This is a genomic window from Sphingobium algorifonticola (assembly GCF_004005485.1).
GTDB lineage: Bacteria > Pseudomonadota > Alphaproteobacteria > Sphingomonadales > Sphingomonadaceae > Sphingobium > Sphingobium algorifonticola.
In genome coordinates, this window is record NZ_RZUL01000006.1 from 65154 (window position 1) to 82337 (window position 17184).

Sequence of the window (17184 nt, forward strand, 5' to 3'; positions counted from 1 at the left end):
TCACTTGTCCTCCGGGACGGCGGCCGGGAAGTTCGCGGCTTTCACCGTGGCTCCGATCGCCGCCGGCGCGGCCTGCGCTCCGGACTGCGCAGCGGCATCCCGCGCGCCCTTTGCGGCTCCGTTTGCCACTTCCTGATATCGGGGATCGGCTTTGACGCGGACGGCCGCAGCCGCGCCGCTCCCGCCGGGCGGAAGAGCCGCTGGTGCCTGTACCGGCGTCACCTTGGCCTGGGGACTGCCACCCGTCGATGCTCCCGAGGGGGGTTGGAGCACCGGCGAGGCGGCAGCCGGCGGGGTGTGGCTCAAAGCCGCCGCCGTTCCCTGGCGGGGTGCCGCTTGCGCCTTGGGAGCGAGGCGCGCCCTGACATCCGCCTTTATCGCGCTGACCGGGTCCGAGGCCGGATCGGGCTTACGCGCCCTCGCGGCCGCGATTGCCGCCGGATCCGGTGCGTCAGGATCAGCCAGTGCGAAACCGTCCACCGGCGGGTCGACGCGATCGACCGCATCGGCCAGCGCTTCCGTGCCTTGCGCCGCGGCCGAGCGGCGCTGAGGCAGCGAGGCATCCATCAGGGCCTGCTGCTGCCATTCGCCCCGCGCCACGACGGCATGGACTGCACTCGCCTCGTGGAGGCGGCCGCGCTCGTCGATATAGGGCTGGAAGACGATCCGCAGGACCTTCTCCTGGGTACGGCCAGGATCAGCAGATGCCAGGCGGGCCGGTTGGCCCGCTTCGGCGCGGTTGGTCCGCCTACGGATCGGCTGCCGTACATTACCCATAGGCCGCGTCTCGCCGTCCGACTGGTCCGACGAGATGAGCGCCAGCGCCCGGTCGTCGATCGTCGAGCTCGGCGCGCAAATCCCGTCCGGCGCGGCGCAGGAAAAGCTGCCGCGCACATTGCCGCCGAGGCTGGCGCAACTGCTCAGGACGCCAAGACTGGTGAGGCCAAGCGCACCGGTGAGCCGCAGGCGCCGCCGCCGGCCGCTGCTCTGCATCGCAGGGCGTCGCGTCACGACTGTCCTCCCTTGAGCCAGTTCTCGAGGAAAGCGCGCGGGCGATAGCCTTCGATCACCGCGCCATCGCCCCGAACGATCACCGGCGTGCCGCTCAGACCGTGGCGGTGGGCGAAGGCCTCGTTCGCATCGAGACCCGATGTGTCGCAGGACGCGCCTGACTTCACGTCTTCGCCCGCATACGCGGCATGGAGCGCGGCTTCACGGTTCTTCGCGCAATAGACACGGTCTGCGACGTCGCGGCTGCCCAGCACCGAGATCGGACGCTCGACCACGCGGACGTTCATGTCCTTCAGGACGCTCGTCAGTGCCCGGCAGTAGCCGCAGCGGAAATCGGTGAAGATCGTGACCGTCTGCCCAGAAGGATTGCCCCAGACGATCGCTCCATCGCGCGGCAGTTCGGCGAGCGAGAGCTTCTGCGGCGTCGCGGGACGCACCGCCTTCTCGGCCCGTCCCGGCGTCACGGCGGTAAGCTGGGCGGAGTCGTCGTCCCCGCCGGCATTGGCGGAGGCATTGGCCTTGGCGGCAGCGCCTACCAGCATGTCGGGGTTCATCTCGAGCAGCCGCGCCGCGGTGATGTCCTGCCGGGTCTGCATGTCATAGATGCGCCCGATTACCAGGAAGCGCGCGCCGGTATCGACATAGAAGAGGTTGGCGCCGGCGGTGATCTCGCACAGGCCGCTGATCTTGCCGCAATCGATCGCGGTGACCGGCGTCTTGGGCAGCCGCGTTTTCAGCAGCAGCCGGACCCGATCTTCCGGGCTGTTGGTGTCGGCCGCCAGCGCGATGCCGGCAACGCTGAGACCAAGCAGCGTGGTTATGACCAGGCGCGACGGGCGCGCCAGCGAACGGATGCGGTCAATTGCGGACATAGACACCCTCCAGGAAAACGATTTCGACGTCGATGCCGGTCGGCATTTCGATCACCGGCTGATATTGCTCGGCGCGCTCGATCAGATATTTGGAGACCATGTCGCCGCTCTGCGCGACGCCCTCGCCGAAGCCGCCTTCCAGAATGTCGCCTGTCGAGAGCTTCTGGCGCTGGCCATTGGTGGTGATGTTGGTGCCCTGAAATACCGACTGGGCATTGGCGGAAAAGCCACGCCCGAACCCGCCGGCGAGACCCGCCAGGAAGGCTTGGGTGACAAGCGATCCCTCACGAGAGACGACGCGGCCACGCACGCCCGTCTTGCCGCCGAACGCGATGAAGCCCTTGACCTCCGAGACCGCATAGCGGCCGCCCGGCTGCGGGCAGGTCATCTTCTGGAGCTTGACGTAGACCTTTTCGCTCGAGAGATCGCCGCGTGCCGCGCCGTTGATGAGGCAGCCCTCGATCTTGGTCGTGAGCAGCCGGCCATTCTGGTAGACCGAACGCGCCGGACCCGTCACGCGCAGCACGACCGGCAGCGGGTCACTCTGACTGGTAACCCCGGCGCTCGCATCCACGCCCACGATCACCTTGGCACGCGCGAAGCTGTTGGGCGGAAGGTAATTGACGCTATCGGTGTAGACGGTGTTGCCCTTGGCGACCCGCGAGGCATTGCCGCTATCGGTCGTGGTGAAATTGACGAGTTTCACCTCGGCGGACGCTGCGACAGGAGCAGCGCCGGGGCCGGCGGCCTGTCCGTCCGGGCGCTGATAGGCCTGTGGACCATAAGGACCATACATGGCGGCGGGGCCGGGCGTCGGCGCGGTTGCCGTCCGGCGATCGGCGACCTGACGGCGGAGCTGCTCATTTTCGGCCTGATAGGCGGAGAGCACCCGCTGGCCATCGGCCTGCATCGCCTGGTTCTGACCCTTCAAGGCCTCGACCTGGGCGGTCAGCATCTCGAGGCGGTGGTTCTGACCGTCGATCGATTTCAGCTGATTTTCGGTCGACTGGAAGCGGTTTTCCGAGAGCGCCATCCACTCCTGCTGGGAAAGGTTGCGATTGACGAGATCCTTGGTCGAGACATTGACCTCGCTTACACCGTCGTCGTCGTCGCCGGACTTGTCTCCGTCGCCGCCGAAGATCCAGAAAGAGGAGATCACGAGACCGACACCGGCCGCACCAGCCAGCAGCAGACGCTGGCGCCGCCGCACCGCGTCATTGCCGCCAAGTTCGCCCGCAACCGGCGACACGCCCTCTTCCGCGCCACCGTCGAGTGGGCGGCGTTTGCGGGTCAGGAAATCGGAAAGAGCCATATCCTCACCTTCCAGTCTGAGAGAGCAGGCCCGTCTGCGAGACGAGATAGGCCGTGGTGACCTTGCCGGGCGCCAGCCTGGCGTCGGCGATCGACACGGCGAGCGCGCTGGGCGGGGCAACCATGGCTGTCGTGAGCTCGATGCTCTGATCGCCCTTATTCTCGATCCGGAGCACTTTGCCGGTCAGCTCCGACCCCCGATATTCGGCGATCATCTGAACCTTGAGCGTACCGACATAGACCGGGCGCAGGGCGCGCTGGCGCATCTCATATCCGTCCGCCACTGCGTTCGAATACATGGCCTGGACAAGCTCGACTGCCGCGTCCTGGGGGCCAAGCTGGGTGCTCGGACCATTCTCCGCGGCCTTCTCAGCGGCGATCGCCGGGTTCGACACGAAGACCTGGGCCGCCTGGTCGCCGCCAATGCGGCAAACGAATTTGTAGACATAGCCGCGCTTGCTGGTGGCGAAGAAGGAGAGCGCTGGCCGGCCGAACCCGTCGGGCACGGAAAGATAGATGTCCCCGCGGACAGGTTCGTTGACAACCGAGAAGTCATCCTGTGGATTGCCTGTGGATATCTTGGAGACAGAGGCGAACTCATCCTCGACAAGGCTGATGCGGGTCAGGTCCTTGGCCGACGCGGTGCAATCGACCTGGGCGCTGTCGCTCGCCATGATCGTCTGGTCGGCGAGAGCCGGCTCAGCGATCAGGAAGACCGCCAGCGCAACGAGGCCCGCGCCGATGAAGCGGCTTGCATGGCAATAGACACGGGCAAGGAAGGCAGTGCCGAGCGCGGCACTCCCGATGGCATAGACCGGCATCATGATGGGCTCCCCTGTTGATCCTTGGCGGGGCCGGCCGTCACCATGCCAAACCCGACCAGCTTCAGCGACAGGCCGGAATATTCCCAGTCGTAGCGGAAGGTGCGGTTCTCGCTGGAGATGACTTTGTTGCCGACGATCGTGTGAAGTTCGCCGGTGACCTCCGAGCGGAGGTTCTTGGTGTCGATCTCCATCTTCTGGATCGTGAAGAACTGCGCGATCGACGAACCGCGCTGCTCGGCTACGATCTTGAGCAGATCGGCCTTGATCTTGCCTTGGGTGCGCGGGCTCGCAATATCGAGCACAGCGTTCATCCAATAATCGAGATTCTGCGGACTGCGGTCGAGCGTCAACACGACCGTGTCGCGCGTGATCATCTCCAGATATTCGCGGCTGACGCCCGCCGAACTGATCGTGAGCGGCGAGCGCAGCACCGGCTGCAGCACCACCTCGCGATCCCGCGAGAGACTGACCGTGAACAGCAGCAGGGTGAGCGCGGCAAGCGCTGCCGCCGCGACGGCCAGGATGTTGCGCTGACGCAGGATGCGCTGGCTGTTGGTATGGCTGTAGGAAAGGTCCATATCATCCCGCCATCAGTCGAAGATATGAGGGTGGCGTGGCCTTGAGACCGGTGAAGCCGGCCGGCAGATGCCAATAGGCCAAGTGGAGCAGCCAGGATGTCGCCCGGCCCGCCTTAGCTTTTCTGAGACCCCACCAGCCCGCTCCCGAGAGAAGCATGCCGATAAGGATGTGCTGAGACAGGATCCCCCAGACGAATGGTATGACCATCGCCAGGAACTCATCCAGCGTCCACAGCCCGATCAGCTCGGGATCGTCCAGATGAGTTGGAATGACGTACTTGTCTGCGGCCATTGCACCACCCCCTCCTTACGCCCGGCCAGAGCTGCTACTCCGCCCCGGGCCTCGGATCGGTTCAGATCGTCGCAGTCACGGTCGAGGTGACGATCGGAATGCCGGTGCCCGCGCCCACGCCGACACCGACGGGAATGGCGATCTGGCCCATCGAGAAGCGGCCCGATGCCAGCGCGACAATGCCGCCCGCCAGACTGAGCACGGTGATGATCTTGCCGCCGGACCCCTCGAGGAAGTCGGTGAATTTGGTGAGTGCCGTATTGAAGGTCGTGTCGGCGCCGGCGAAGGCTGGCCCCGCAAAGAAGAGGCAAGCGAACAGGATCGCGGCGAGGGCGAGGATGGCCAGCTCCGCGTGTCCGCTCTTTTTGAAGACAGACTGCATGTCGGTGTTCCTTCGGATCGAGACGCGACTGGTCCGCGCCCGAAGAAAAAATGAACGGCGCCGTTGGGTGCCAGCAACCGAAGGCGCTCCGATGGTCCGGTGTTTTTTTCGTTGCCGCGCATATTTTCGGCTGCCGGTCGCAACGCCGGGGCACACCGCCCAGTCAGATGGGACGCATCGCCCCGGATATGCTGGCACCCTGCCCCATCCTGCGGATCGGCTTGCCCCGGCTCCGGGAAACCCGGACAAGGCTGTGCGAATCGTATCAGGCTCTCTGGACCGACAGCAGCACGGGCATCGCCAGTTCGGCTCAGACAGAAAAAGACCGAGAGTTCATCGCCTTGCGCGAGGGATGCTGCTCACTCTGGCCCCAACCGGACTTGCCGTCGGGCTCGCCGCCATGCTGTTCTGCACATCGCAAACGGGATCAGGGGAACTATGGCCATGCCGCTTCTTCCAGGGATCGAGGCGTAATCATGGAAGCGCTCGCCGGCATGGCTGGACGGGACTATGTGCCGCTCATCCTCGAGATGATGGCGGAAAAATCCTCTGCTCAGCGGGCGCTGGCACAGAGAACAGGCATCAGCAAGACCCGGCTTGCCCTCCTTCTGCACCGCGATCCAGCGAAGCGCTCGAGGATGACCCTCAACGAGTTCGAGCGCATATTGAATGCACTTGGCACCGACATCGTGCGCGCGCTCCTGCGTGAGGAGATCTTCCGCGATCTCGAAGCGCTCCATCGCGAACGCTACGAGGGCGTGGCCGAACTGATCTGCGAATTCATGTTTGGCCTCGGGCGGCGGCTCATCGACGCGCTCGAGGAAATCGGCGGGATCGACGGCTCTGAAGTCCGCAAGGAATGGGCCAGTATCCTGCAAGGCGGCTTCACCAAACAGGTGACCAATGCCGTCTCCGACGTCGTCAGACGCAGGAGCCTGATCGCAGAACGTGATGATCTGTGGCGCTGAGACCGCGGGATCGGGCCGACACGATCCCGCGGCAAAAACCCTTCGCCCTCTAGAAGGTGGAGACCGAGGGCGACCTGCCCGCCACGCGCGGCCGCGGGACGATCGGAACCTGGCTCTGGGAAACAAGCTCCACCCGCCGATCGAGCCCGCTCATTCGCGACCAGTTCGACAGCACGCTGCGCACATAGGCCTGCGTTTCAGCAAAAGGCGGGACAAGGCCGTTGCGAACGCGGCCCGGACCCGCATTATACGCCGCGAGCGCGAGATGATATTGACCGAAGCGGTCGAGCTGCTGGCGCAGATATTGCGCGCCCCCACGCAGGTTGCCCTCGATGTCATAGCGATTGACCCCGAGCGACACAGCGGTGCCTGGCATGAGCTGGGTCAGTCCGAAGGCGCTCTTGGGCGAGAAGATGTCGGGACGATAGCGGCTTTCCTGGATGATCATGGCGTCGAACAGACCGACCGGGATGCCATATTGGCAGGCAATGCTGCTCATCATCCCATAAAAGCCGGCGCGCCGCGCCTCTGCGTCGGGCGTGAGGAACCCGGCAGGCCGGTAGTCCGGCGCAGAGCATGCCGGCACGAACCGATAGGCCGCCGAATCCAAAACGGGCGCCGGCGCGCTGCGCATCCAGAGCGGCACCGCGATCGGCGGGATGCCGGCAAGCGCGGAAAGGTCAGATACGGCGGCAGGCGCAGCCATGGCCGTTTCGGCGACGAGCCCGTCTGTCCCGAAGTCGCTTGCCATCTGGAACGCGACCCAGCGCCGGCTGAGATCATGGACCCGGAAATCCGGCGCCTGGCGCGACTTGGCAGGCGGCTGCGCTCTCTCGGCGGCCGAAACAGGCGGGGTCTCCGATCCTGGAGATGGGGCTGTCGCACCCATGGCGATCAGCTGTACGCTGCGAAGGGGCGGCCGAGCCCGCTCCGCGGCCATCACCGGCCCTGCGAAGGTCAGGGCCGCCACCAGCATTCCATCGAGCATCACGCGCATCTTTGCCTCTCCATCGTCGAGCGATCCCGAGTGGAGATCAGGCAGGAAGGGCCTGTCAATGCGCCCGGCCGGCGATCGCCCGCCCCGGTTCGCGCGGAGAGGAAGCCAATATGTGGCTGATCCTGCGCGGCAGCGATGGCCACGGCGCTGGCCGTATAGCCTTGCCCGACCTGGTGCGCGACGCGCTTGTCCGCTGGTATGTCGGCGAAGGCTCACGGCAGGACGAAGAAGCGGGGATCATGCTCGTCCAGCAGGCCCGTATCGGCGAGCGATGGATCGCATGCGACTGTCGGGGCGACGAGGAGGCCCCGCCGATCCTCACACCCGCCTTCCTGTCAGAAGCCGAGACCTATTATTTACGCCGGCTCACCAGCCGGCAGCGCCCAGAGCATCGGTCGGATTGCCCGTTTTTTCGCGATCAGGCGACCAATCGGATCAGTGAAGTGCGCAAACAGGGAAGTCCGGCCGATCCGCCGAGCGGCTATTTCGAAGTCCTGCGGCCTGCCCCCGAAAAGCTGGCGCAACGCCCGAATGAAGACAGCACCGACGATCGAACCCGTCAGGCCTCGATCCCACGCCTCGCTCGCCTGCTATGGCGCCTCCTGCACATCTCGGGGCTCAATCGCACCCTCCCGCTGTCGATGGAATCGAGCGATCATTCGATCCGACACGAATTTGCTCAATTGTCGGCTGCGGCGGAAAAGATCGAGCTCGCTCCGGGGATCGAGCTTGGCCGGGCATTCTGGACCCACGCACAGGCCCTGCACTCCAATCGTGTCTATGCGCGTCTGCGCGAACTGTCGCGCCAATGGCCCCGCGGCCATGCCCCCCAGGCATTCCTTGCGCTCTTCGCGCAGCACATACAGGGCGCCACCATCACTGTATCCGGCAGCGAACCCGTCATGCTCGCCAACCGGGTGCAGTCTCCCTCGGTTCGCGGCAATCCCGTAAAGGGACCCTATCTGGTCCTCGTCGTTGCCGGCTCCTATCCTGAAGCCCATGGCTATGCTCCGCTGCGCGCCTATGCGCAGCCCATCCATTCCGGCCGGCGCTTCCTGCCCGTGGATTCGCAATTCGAACGATTGGTCCTGCAGCAGATCCTTGGCCTACGCCGATCGTTCGACAGGCAGGGGATCGATCTGCTGCTGGAAAAGCCGCTTTTCGACACGCTTACGTCCACCGGGCCCTGCCGACCGGATTTTCTGCTGGAGGCGCGATCTAGCGATACCGGCGAAATTCGCCAGCTTGTCATCGACGCCGCGGGCTCGGATGATCCCTCGTTGCTCGGAGAAAAACAGGCGTCGAGAGCCCGTCTCGAGCAGATCGCACCGGTCTTGCGCATCTCCCCGGGGGACCTCGAACAGCAGCGCATCGACCCTATGGTGATGCGAGCCCTTGGACTTTGACACCTCGCCACGTCGGCACCTTAGACTTGCCGAGCTTTAGCAATTCAACTCCAGCTCATCGATGCTGCGAAGAGGGACACGACACCTAATGTCACAGGCGTCGACGCGAGGTAATTCTTCTGCCAGCGCCACCATGTTTTTGGCACAAACAGAACCAATGAACCGAAAGACTGAACCGACGCCCAACTGCTTTCCTGGTAGATATCGATAGCGGTCTTTGCCGCCGCCAGCGCGAAAGCGATTGCGCAACACAGCCCGGTTGCGACGTAAAGCGCGACCCAGTTAGAAAATTCGGCGTGGGTTAATTGCTGCATCGACAACTATAACTTCGAGAATGGTAAACAAGCCCTTAATCAAGCTGCACGCGGCCAAGCCCCTTCGCTGACCAGGAAGGTCAACGCCTTGTTGCACCGTTTAGTGGGACGCTCGAATGCGCTCCCGCTCAATGACCATGGCGATACCCTGACCGCCACCGATGCACATGGTGACAAGACCATATCGGCCGTCAATCCGCTCAAGTTCATAGGCTGCCTTAATGGTCAGAATAGCGCCGGTCGCCCCAACCGGATGCCCCAAACTCACTCCTGAGCCATTCGGATTCACCTTGGCGGGATCAAAGCCCAGTTCGTTCGCGACCGCCAGAGCTTGGGCCGCAAAGGCTTCGTTCGCCTCGATGGTGTCCATGTCCGCAAGGCTGAGGCCCGCTCGCTCGAGGGCAATGGGAACCGCCCGGATCGGACCAATACCCATATAGGCGGGATCAACGCCCGCATGTCCCCATGACACGATCCGCGCAAGCGCGCGCAAACCCCGCGCTTTAACCTGCGATCCCGTCGCCAGGACGACAGCCGCCGCCCCGTCGTTGATCCCGCTGGCATTGCCTGCCGTAACCGTGCCACCCTCGCGGAATACGGGCCTCATCGCAGCGAGCGCCTCAAGCGATGCGTCGCTTCGAGGATGCTCATCGGTGGCAAAACTGCTCGTGCCGGTCCGGGTGCGAATCTCTACAGGCAGGATCTGGTCACGGAAACGGCCCTGGGAGATGGCGGAAATGGCGCGGCGATGCCCTTCAAGTGCCAGCCTATCCTGCGCTTCGCGCGTTATCGCGTAGCGCTCGGCAATATTCTCCGCCGTAACGCCCATGTGGAAGCCCCCTATTGGGTCCTGCAAACCTTGTGTGAGCGCATCGACCAGCAGATTATCCCCCATCTTTTGACCCCAGCGAACGCCATGACCGTGATAGGGTACGTTCGACATCGATTCCGCTCCGCCGGCAACGGTCAACGCGGCCTCTCCCAGTTTCATCATCTGCGCGCACGAAATGATGGCCTGCACGCTCGATCCGCAGAGCCTGTTCACCGTCAATGCAGGCGTCTCGGCAGGTATCCCTGCCCGCAAGCTGGCGACGCGTGCGAGATAGCCATCCTTGGCGCTGGTGGGCATCACCTGTCCCATCACCACCTGCTCGACATCTACCGGGGATATTCCCGCTCGCGCTATCGCGCCTGCCACTACGATTCCACCCAGCTCGCCAGGCAGGAAGCTCTTGAGTGCTCCACCAAAGTCACCGATTGCGGTGCGCGCACCGCCGACGATGTAAATATCCTCCACCACGGGATCCTTCTTGGCAAAATTTGAGTTGCTGTCAGGCTTCACGAGCGACTGGGCACGCTGTGAGCGCATCCCATTCAGCGATGTTTCTGATGATTGCCAGGCGAAGCGCTTCAAGGAGGGCCAGCTCTTCCGATGTGCATCCATCGCCCTTCTGCGCCTTGGCCAAATGGCGCTCGAACAGGACAAGTTGTATTTCGAAAAAATCGGCAACCACAGGAATGTTCATCAGCCTCAGCAAGCCGCCTCGAGATGAGCGCGTAGGATACCGCCGCGATGGTGACGCTCGAAGCACCTAGGGCAGCGGGTCGACCTGACATACCGACAACACACCCCTATCACACATCATCTATGATATATAAGCCGTTCATTTGATGTATCATACATCACAAGGTCAACTCAGCTGTTTCAGCTAGATCCTCGCTCTTGTCGCAAGTCTCGCTGTAACGCATGCCGACGCACAGAATTCGCAAGCGAAGAGGCCCGACGTTGAGCTCCTCAGTTTTCTCCGCCTCATCACCCCCACGTCGGTTCTTTCCGCTTCTCGAAGAGGCGCTCCTGCCGCCCCTTCCCGGCGCGCCGGCGCCCGATATCCAGCCACCCCTGCCCTTGGCCCAACGGATGGAAGAGCTACTGGTCGCGTCAGGCGCTACGGTGATCGCTTCTCCCGGCAGCAGAGGCGACAGCTCCCTGGTCGACGCTTTCGCGTCGCTCTCGGGGGCGGCGGACAGGTTCGAGGTGGCACCAGAAATTCCCCTATCGCAGGTGCTCTGGACGAGAAGCGGGCCTTACTGGAACGGCGAAATGGCGCGCACCCTGCGGCATCTTCCCACTGGAACCCCAGGCGCGGTCCTTCTCCATGCGCAAGGCGCGGGGCGCCGGGCGGCACTTCTCGGCCACGCCCAACCCTTCGTGGTCACCGAGGAGATCTCCGGCGACTTCGATACACCCGGTCCCTATCTCGTCCTCGTGGCATGCCGGCTCGATGAAACAGGTTCGATCGACGCGGTGCGCGGCTTTGCGCAGCCGATCCTCAGCAGCCGGTATTTCATGCCGGTCCAGTCGGCCTTCGAACGCGATGTCTTCCACGCCCTGGTCGCGCTCCAGGAACGCCTGGACACACATGGCACCGACTGCACGATTTTGCGCTCCTTCTCCGGACAGGCACCGGAGCAGCCCATCGAAATCCAGCTGGTCGACCGCACTGGCTCGCGGCGCGAACTGCAGATCCAGATGGCGGCAGGCGATCCAGACACTATCCCGGCACGCAACGGCGATGCTCAGTCTTATGCTCTTACCCCCGAACGCTTCGCCGACGGATCGTTCGTCGGCTGGCTCGAGGGGCAGATTGCCGCGCCGCGACCAGGATGACTGGCCCTAGAACAGCCAGAACACGGCAAGGCAGGTGGCTATGCCGACGATCACATTCATCGGAATGCCGATCTTGACGAAGTCGGTGAAGCGATAGTCCGCCGCCGCATAGACCATCGTATTCGTCTGATAGCCGATCGGCGTGGCAAAGCTTGCCGAAGCGGCGAACATCACCGTCACCACGAGCGCGCGCGGATCGAGCCCGGCGCTTTGCGCAATGCCGATCGCAACCGGCGTCATGATCACCGCCACGGCATTGTTGGTGACCGTCTCCGTCAGCAGCGAAGTGAGCGCGTAGAGCAAAATGATCAGCAACAGCGGCGAGGCGTGCGCCAGCACAGGCGAGAGCGCCGAGACGATCAGCTGGACGGTGCCGATGGATTGCAGACCTTCCCCGATGACCAGCATCGCGACGATGAGCATGAGGACATTGCCGTCGATCGATTGCCATGCCTCGTCAGGATCGATGCACCGCGTTGCGAGCACCAGCGCCACACCGATGATGGCGAGGGTCGTGATCGATGCGACGCCGAACGCGGCCAGAGCGATGACGCCGGCGAGCGTCATCAGCGCGATCGGCGCACGGTGACGGCGATAGCGACGAACCCTGCTGGTATCGGCCGCGATGAACCCCGTGTTTTCCGAAAGTTCTATGATGGCGTCGTCGTCTGCCGCGACCAGCAGGCTGTCGGCGGGCCGCACCCGGATGCGCCCGAGGGCGCCCGCCGATGCCTTGCCCGCTCGGCCCAGGCCAAGCACGCGCACGCGCAAATTGGCCAGCATCGGAAGTTCTGAAAGACGGCGTCCAAGCGCGATATGCGCCGGCGAAACCATCAAGCCGACAAGCTTCACCTTGTCCGATCGCTCGTCACTCGCGAGCCGGATCGGCTGACCAAGGCCCTGCAGGCCGACCGTATAGTCATGGCTGCGCGCCAGGTCGTCGATTTCTCCCGCTGCCGCCCTGACGACGAGCCGATCGTCAGGGCCGAGCTGGATCGCACCGTCTGGCGAGCGGATGAGCGTGTCGCCGCGCCGCAGCGCGATGAGTTCGACTTTCTCGCGCGTCAGTTCTTTCAGATCAGCGATCGTCGGGCGCGTTTCCAGCTTCTCGGGCGTCATGGCCAGCTCGGTGAGATAACTGAACTGATCTGTTTCCTGCATCGGGATATCGCGCCGACGCGGCAGCAGCAGAGGGCCCAATATTGCGAGCGTCGCCGCGCCGGAGAGGAGAGCGACGATGCCGACCTGCGTGATCTCGAATATGCCGAACGGACGCAGCCCGCTGTCGCGCGCAACGCCATCGACGAGGAGATTGGTCGACGTGCCGACCAGGGTCAGCGTTCCCGAGAGGATCGACAGGTAGGAGATCGGGATCAGGAGCCGCGTCGCAGCAACGCCGACGGTCTTTGCCAGCCGCTTGACCAGCGGGATCAGCACCATGACGACAGGCGTGTTGTTGACAAAGGCTGGCGCGGTAGCTGCGCCCAGAAGCAGTTCGGCAAGCGTGCGCCTCGGATGAAGCTCCGCCTGCCGCACGATGGCGCCCGCAATCGCTTCGATCGTGCCGGTGCGGATCAGCGCTCCCGACAGCACGAAAAAGGCCGCGATGGTTATCGGTGCCGGATTGGCGAAAGCGGCGATGGCGCGATCGGTCGCGACCCATCCGAACAGGATCATGATCGCCGCGCCGGTGATCGCGATAACGACGGGCGGAAATTTCTCGAGCGCGAAGGCGATGAACAGAGCGACGATGAAGAAGAGGCCGAGTTCGGCCCGGTGGAGCGCGGCCACATGAAGCAGGTCGGCGAACATCATCCCTCCGCGGGTGCGCCGGCCGCTGCGGCGACGATACAGACAAGGCCCACCAGGACGAAACCCAGCTTCTGCCCGAAACTGGCACCGTTCCGGCGTCCCACCATGAAAGCAAGGGCGCATTGCAGCGCATAGAATAGCGCGAATGCCCGCGAGGAGAGCGCCACGACCTCGAAGGGATCGGTCGCCCAGGTCACGCCGATGGCAAGGACGCCGGCGAGCGCGAAGGCAAGTCGGATGCTGACGCGGCGGCGCGACACTTCGTTGACGACCCCTCCGGAACCGATGGAATCGGCAACCGCCGCGCTCAGTTGACTGGCCAGAGCGCCAACGAGAACCAGACCGCCGAGCGCGGGCGCAATGAACTCCATGATATCCAGAATCCCCGCGACCCCCTCCGTCTGCGCGGCACGCGCGAGAAACGGGGTCAGCAAGGCGATGAATGCAAGATAGATGGCGCTCGCGATCCATTGGGCATTGCGCATCGTGCGGATGCGCAAGTCGGGAGGATAAGCGTGCCCCAAATAACGCGAGGTCTCGAAACCCTGGACGGTTATCAGCAATCCGAGCAGCATCGGGATGCTGCCCAGATTGAGGATAGGCTCCGGCAAAGGCTGATGCGCCGTCCCACTCACCCAGGCGATCGCCAGCGCAACCAGCATGCCGCAGATGATGCCAATCTTGAGCGACACGGTGCCATGCGCGAGATGCTCGACCTTGCGCAGGCTGCCGCCGAGCGTCAGCAGCGTCATCAGGATGATGATTACCGTGACGACGAACTTGGCGACGAGCGGCTGGGTGTCGGGCGCGAGCTCCAGTGGCTTCAGAGCGAACTCGGCCAGCAGCTTGAGATAATAGGCGACCGAAATGGCATAGGCGATTGCCAGGACGCCCTGCGCGGTCCGGGCGAGCCAGGCGACACGATCGTTGAAAGGCGCCTGCTCGAGATAGGGCTCGACATGGACGATGTTGAAGCGGATCACCCAACCTGCGGCGTAGGCGATGGCGAGCAGGACGGCCATGGCGAGGAGCGCTGCTCCCCCGAACTCCTTTGCAAGCGGCGGCCCGCAGATCAGGAAACCCGACCCGATGATCGATGCCAGCGGCGTAACCGTGGCGTGCCAGCTGTCCGAGCGTGCGAAACGCCCGAAGGTCAGCGCCGCCGTGACGACCACGGCCACTCCAACTGCTATCCAGAAGATCAAGCCGTCCCTCCCAGCCAGGTATTGCCGTCGCGAAGGTGCCGCCTGAACGCGGGGTCGTCGAGCGCGCGGAGCAGATCGTCGGCGCGGTCGCAGACCGAACGGCGATTGGCGCCTTTGAGGTTTGCTTCGGCCAGCGCCTTGAAATCCAGCACCTGCGCCCGCAGGACCGCGAGGCGTGACGGCGCTTCGCAGGACAGCGCGACGTCTCCCACGGCATTGAGAAAACGCCGCCCCGCGATCATGTCGGCGCTTGCATATTGGGCGAGAGCGCCGAATGCCCGATCGGTGAGCAGCGCGAAACTCATGGGCCTGGCTATCACGCGCAAAGCGCCTTCCTCATCGGCGCGAAGACGCGAAGGCAGTTCGCGTCGGACCAGGTCCGCGAGCGCGGCGGCCAGCCAGTCGAGACAGGAGTTGGCCGTAAAGGGGTCGTTCACCCCCGGCGACAGCGCACGCGCCGCGATCTCGACCAGCTCATCGATCAGAAACCGCAAATCCTGGAGCGGCGTGCGGCGCGAACCCATCGCGAACGCACCGCGCAGGCGAGCAATCGCATGCTCATCGCATTTCTCGGCGGGCCAGGCTTCGAGAAGCACGCTGCCCCGGTGCGCGAAGTCCCCCGGCTGATACTGGAGCCGCAGGACGAGATCCAGGTCTTGGGCCGTCGCAAGAAGCGTCCCGTCATCAACGACCTGGATATATCCGGTATCCTTCGACCGGATCGCGACCCTTGCCTCGTGCGCTGCGACATCATCGTCGCGCAAGGCGGATGGAACAGGAGACTCGTCCTCGCCCGCTTGGTCATCGAGCGGCGCGCCTATGAAGACGGGGAAGCGATTGTCGATCTCCCGGATCAGACGTTCGCCGACCTCCTCGATGACGCTGTTGATATGGATGCGCTGCGGGACATGGTGGATGAAATAGATGAGGACCGCGACCGAACCCAGAACGAGCAGCACCGCGACGCCGAGCGCCAGTTGCGGGACGAAGGCCTCGGCGCCCGCGCCATTCTCCCCAGGCGAGCGGATCGTGCGCAGGACGAGCATCGAATAGAGGAAAGTGGCGATGAAGGTGCCGAGCGTCACCTGGTTGCCTTTATCGGCCATGAAGTTGCTGAGCAGCCTCGGCCCATATTGACCGGAGGCATAGACGACGGCCGCGATCGTCACCGAGAAGGTGGTGCCGGCAACGCCGATCATCGATCCGCCGACGGCTGACAGCAGGCTGCGCGCGCCATCGGGGCGTGCGGCATAGAGCCAGGGCAGCCCATCCATCCAGCCCGACCCGAAATGGCTGTCGACATAGACCATCAGCGAGGCGAGGAGCATCGCGCCCGCTGCCATGAGGCTGGGGACGAACCAGTAACTTTCGCGCAGATTGGCGCTGAACTTGAGAAACCGCGCCCTCATCGCGCAGCCCCTCCCGCGTTCAGTTCACAGGTGCGGTGCGCAGGGCGTCTTTCAGAAATGGCCTCTCCCCCTTCATTCTTCTAGTCCCCGGATTGCCGCGCCAGCCGGCGAGGCCTGGACGGCTCCTTACCGGTCGGCCACCCTTCCCGCTGCTCGGCCCGGTTGCCGTCCGTTTCCTCGGTCTGATCATGATAGAGCATAACTGTCGTCGGAATGGGCAAATCGATGCCATGCTCCTTGGCGGCCTTGTAGATCGCCAGAATGACGCGGGACTGGGTGTGGGCGACATTTGTGCGCTTGCTGTCGGTCCACCAGCGCACGCGGATCGTGACATAGCTGTCGTCGAGCGCCCAGGGCAGCGCTTCGGGCGCGGGATCTGCTTCGACGCCCTCGACCCTTCGCACCGCCTCGACAAAGGCTTCGGCCGCCGCAGCGGGGTCATCGCCATAGCCAATCCCGACATCATATTGGCTGCGCCGTGTGGGAAAGGCCGTGTTGACGATCACCGGGGAAGTATAGATGTCGGAATTGGGAATGATCACGCGCCGGCCGTCATAAGTTTTGATCAGCGTGGCGCGGCTCTGGATATGCTCGACCGTTCCCTCGAAATCCTTGACGACGATCTGGTCGCCCCGGCGATAGGGACGGTTCACCAGCAGGAGGATGCCTGCAAGCAGGTTCTGCAGGATGTCCTTGAAGGCGAAGCCGATCGCGACGGTCCCGATGCCGAGCGAGGAGATGATCGTGGCGGGCTTGACGCTCGGAAAGACGATGACGGCGGCGATCATGACAGCTGTGGCAACGATGCCGCCGAAGACAAGGCTGGCGAGCACGCCGCCCAGATCGACAAGGCCCTTGTGATGGAAACCCTTGCGCACCAGCCCGGCGACGAGCTTCGCGACGAACCACATGAGGATGATGAAGACGATGCCGCCGACAATATTGGGCAGTTGCAGGAAGAAGTCGTTGACGGCGACGTGAAGCTTGGCGCTGATCAGATCGATAGGGTTCTTGACTGGTGGGGGAGTAACCGGCTGCATCGCCCTATAACCCGCTTGTTTCGGCTGCGTTCCTCCTTGCCAGCGCTGCATCTTTTCTCTCTCGCGCCGCACATCGACCCGCAAAAATTGCCTGA

The 17184-nt window shown here is 63.9% G+C and carries 18 protein-coding genes; 3 read left to right on the top strand and 15 right to left on the bottom strand.

From position 1 onward, the window contains the following. The 7 genes from ENE74_RS14660 to ENE74_RS14690 form a co-directional block, all read right to left on the bottom strand. Positions 1 to 1011, bottom strand: coding sequence for a TraV family lipoprotein (locus tag ENE74_RS14660; protein ID WP_241242018.1), 1011 nt, complete (start codon positions 1009 to 1011; stop codon positions 1 to 3). Next, positions 1008 to 1883, bottom strand: coding sequence for a DsbC family protein (locus tag ENE74_RS14665; RefSeq protein WP_127691683.1), 876 nt, complete (start codon positions 1881 to 1883; stop codon positions 1008 to 1010). Before ENE74_RS14665 ends, ENE74_RS14660 begins: the two co-directional genes overlap by 4 nt. Continuing rightward, a complete protein-coding gene (locus tag ENE74_RS14670) occupies positions 1870 to 3195 on the bottom strand; it encodes a TraB/VirB10 family protein (RefSeq protein ID WP_127691684.1) in 1326 nt (441 codons plus the stop codon). Before ENE74_RS14670 ends, ENE74_RS14665 begins: the two co-directional genes overlap by 14 nt. 4 nt (positions 3196 to 3199) lie before the next feature. Then, positions 3200 to 4018: a type-F conjugative transfer system secretin TraK gene (locus ENE74_RS14675; protein WP_127691685.1), complete on the bottom strand. Its 819-nt coding sequence runs from the start codon at positions 4016 to 4018 to the stop codon at positions 3200 to 3202. Next, entirely contained in the window at positions 4015 to 4596 is a 582-nt protein-coding gene (locus ENE74_RS14680; protein ID WP_127691686.1) for a type IV conjugative transfer system protein TraE, read from the bottom strand. Before ENE74_RS14680 ends, ENE74_RS14675 begins: the two co-directional genes overlap by 4 nt. A 1-nt stretch (position 4597) precedes the next feature. Next, positions 4598 to 4888, bottom strand: a complete 291-nt coding sequence (gene traL / locus ENE74_RS14685) for a type IV conjugative transfer system protein TraL (RefSeq protein ID WP_127691687.1) — start codon at positions 4886 to 4888, stop codon at positions 4598 to 4600. Between the two features lie 61 nt (positions 4889 to 4949). After that, positions 4950 to 5270, bottom strand: coding sequence for a TrbC/VirB2 family protein (locus tag ENE74_RS14690; protein WP_127691688.1), 321 nt, complete (start codon positions 5268 to 5270; stop codon positions 4950 to 4952). 476 nt (positions 5271 to 5746) lie between these two features. On the opposite strand from ENE74_RS14690, the gene ENE74_RS18285 reads away from it, so the two are divergent. After that, on the top strand, positions 5747 to 6238 hold the full coding sequence (locus tag ENE74_RS18285; RefSeq protein WP_164847494.1) for a helix-turn-helix domain-containing protein: 492 nt from the start codon (positions 5747 to 5749) through the stop codon (positions 6236 to 6238). A gap of 49 nt (positions 6239 to 6287) precedes the next feature. Here ENE74_RS18285 and ENE74_RS14700 read toward each other — a convergent pair whose 3' ends face one another. Further along, positions 6288 to 7235 (bottom strand): lytic transglycosylase domain-containing protein, encoded by a 948-nt coding sequence (locus tag ENE74_RS14700; RefSeq protein ID WP_127691690.1) that lies wholly within the window; start codon positions 7233 to 7235, stop codon positions 6288 to 6290. A gap of 110 nt (positions 7236 to 7345) precedes the next feature. Here ENE74_RS14700 and ENE74_RS14705 point away from each other — a divergent pair, with 110 nt between their 5' ends. Continuing rightward, complete coding sequence (locus ENE74_RS14705; RefSeq protein ID WP_127691691.1) at positions 7346 to 8641, top strand: hypothetical protein; 1296 nt, start codon at positions 7346 to 7348, stop codon at positions 8639 to 8641. 44 nt (positions 8642 to 8685) lie between these two features. On the opposite strand, the gene ENE74_RS14710 is transcribed toward ENE74_RS14705, so the two are convergent. From ENE74_RS14710 to ENE74_RS18290, 3 genes are all read right to left on the bottom strand, one after another. Continuing rightward, on the bottom strand, positions 8686 to 8955 hold the full coding sequence (locus ENE74_RS14710; RefSeq protein ID WP_127691692.1) for a hypothetical protein: 270 nt from the start codon (positions 8953 to 8955) through the stop codon (positions 8686 to 8688). 100 nt (positions 8956 to 9055) lie between these two features. Continuing rightward, a complete protein-coding gene (bktB, locus tag ENE74_RS14715; protein ID WP_127691749.1) occupies positions 9056 to 10252 on the bottom strand; it encodes a beta-ketothiolase BktB in 1197 nt (398 codons plus the stop codon). Positions 10253 to 10286: 34 nt separating this feature from the next. After that, positions 10287 to 10481, bottom strand: coding sequence for a hypothetical protein (locus ENE74_RS18290; protein WP_164847495.1), 195 nt, complete (start codon positions 10479 to 10481; stop codon positions 10287 to 10289). A gap of 392 nt (positions 10482 to 10873) precedes the next feature. On the opposite strand from ENE74_RS18290, the gene ENE74_RS14720 reads away from it, so the two are divergent. Then, a complete protein-coding gene (locus ENE74_RS14720; RefSeq protein ID WP_127691693.1) occupies positions 10874 to 11623 on the top strand; it encodes a hypothetical protein in 750 nt (249 codons plus the stop codon). Between the two features lie 6 nt (positions 11624 to 11629). Here the strand turns inward: ENE74_RS14720 and ENE74_RS14725 are convergent, their stop codons facing one another. The 4 genes from ENE74_RS14725 to ENE74_RS14740 all read right to left on the bottom strand — a co-directional run bounded on the left by ENE74_RS14725 (position 11630) and on the right by ENE74_RS14740 (position 17089). Next, on the bottom strand, positions 11630 to 13435 hold the full coding sequence (locus ENE74_RS14725) for an SLC13 family permease (protein ID WP_127691750.1): 1806 nt from the start codon (positions 13433 to 13435) through the stop codon (positions 11630 to 11632). Next, positions 13435 to 14640, bottom strand: a complete 1206-nt coding sequence (locus ENE74_RS14730; protein WP_127691694.1) for a hypothetical protein — start codon at positions 14638 to 14640, stop codon at positions 13435 to 13437. Before ENE74_RS14730 ends, ENE74_RS14725 begins: the two co-directional genes overlap by 1 nt. Further along, positions 14637 to 16049, bottom strand: coding sequence for a DUF2254 domain-containing protein (locus tag ENE74_RS14735; protein WP_127691695.1), 1413 nt, complete (start codon positions 16047 to 16049; stop codon positions 14637 to 14639). Before ENE74_RS14735 ends, ENE74_RS14730 begins: the two co-directional genes overlap by 4 nt. Before the next feature lie 80 nt (positions 16050 to 16129). After that, on the bottom strand, positions 16130 to 17089 hold the full coding sequence (locus ENE74_RS14740) for a mechanosensitive ion channel family protein (protein WP_127691696.1): 960 nt from the start codon (positions 17087 to 17089) through the stop codon (positions 16130 to 16132). Positions 17090 to 17184: the final 95 nt, after the last annotated feature.

Excerpts from the sequence above, each read along its gene's own strand:
- ENE74_RS14690 (WP_127691688.1), bottom strand. The coding sequence starts at position 5,270 with ATGCAGTCTGTCTTCAAAAAGAGCGGACACGCGGAGCTGGCCATCCTC.
- ENE74_RS14705 (WP_127691691.1), top strand. The coding sequence starts at position 7,346 with ATGTGGCTGATCCTGCGCGGCAGCGATGGCCACGGCGCTGGCCGTATA.
- ENE74_RS14710 (WP_127691692.1), bottom strand. The coding sequence starts at position 8,955 with ATGCAGCAATTAACCCACGCCGAATTTTCTAACTGGGTCGCGCTTTAC.
- ENE74_RS18285 (WP_164847494.1), top strand. The coding sequence starts at position 5,747 with ATGGAAGCGCTCGCCGGCATGGCTGGACGGGACTATGTGCCGCTCATC.
- ENE74_RS14740 (WP_127691696.1), bottom strand. The coding sequence starts at position 17,089 with ATGCAGCCGGTTACTCCCCCACCAGTCAAGAACCCTATCGATCTGATC.
- ENE74_RS18290 (WP_164847495.1), bottom strand. The coding sequence starts at position 10,481 with ATGAACATTCCTGTGGTTGCCGATTTTTTCGAAATACAACTTGTCCTG.
- ENE74_RS14725 (WP_127691750.1), bottom strand. The coding sequence starts at position 13,435 with ATGTTCGCCGACCTGCTTCATGTGGCCGCGCTCCACCGGGCCGAACTC.
- ENE74_RS14670 (WP_127691684.1), bottom strand. The coding sequence starts at position 3,195 with ATGGCTCTTTCCGATTTCCTGACCCGCAAACGCCGCCCACTCGACGGT.
- traL (WP_127691687.1), bottom strand. The coding sequence starts at position 4,888 with ATGGCCGCAGACAAGTACGTCATTCCAACTCATCTGGACGATCCCGAG.
- ENE74_RS14680 (WP_127691686.1), bottom strand. The coding sequence starts at position 4,596 with ATGGACCTTTCCTACAGCCATACCAACAGCCAGCGCATCCTGCGTCAG.
- ENE74_RS14700 (WP_127691690.1), bottom strand. The coding sequence starts at position 7,235 with ATGCGCGTGATGCTCGATGGAATGCTGGTGGCGGCCCTGACCTTCGCA.
- ENE74_RS14675 (WP_127691685.1), bottom strand. The coding sequence starts at position 4,018 with ATGATGCCGGTCTATGCCATCGGGAGTGCCGCGCTCGGCACTGCCTTC.
- ENE74_RS14720 (WP_127691693.1), top strand. The coding sequence starts at position 10,874 with ATGGAAGAGCTACTGGTCGCGTCAGGCGCTACGGTGATCGCTTCTCCC.
- ENE74_RS14665 (WP_127691683.1), bottom strand. The coding sequence starts at position 1,883 with ATGTCCGCAATTGACCGCATCCGTTCGCTGGCGCGCCCGTCGCGCCTG.
- ENE74_RS14735 (WP_127691695.1), bottom strand. The coding sequence starts at position 16,049 with ATGAGGGCGCGGTTTCTCAAGTTCAGCGCCAATCTGCGCGAAAGTTAC.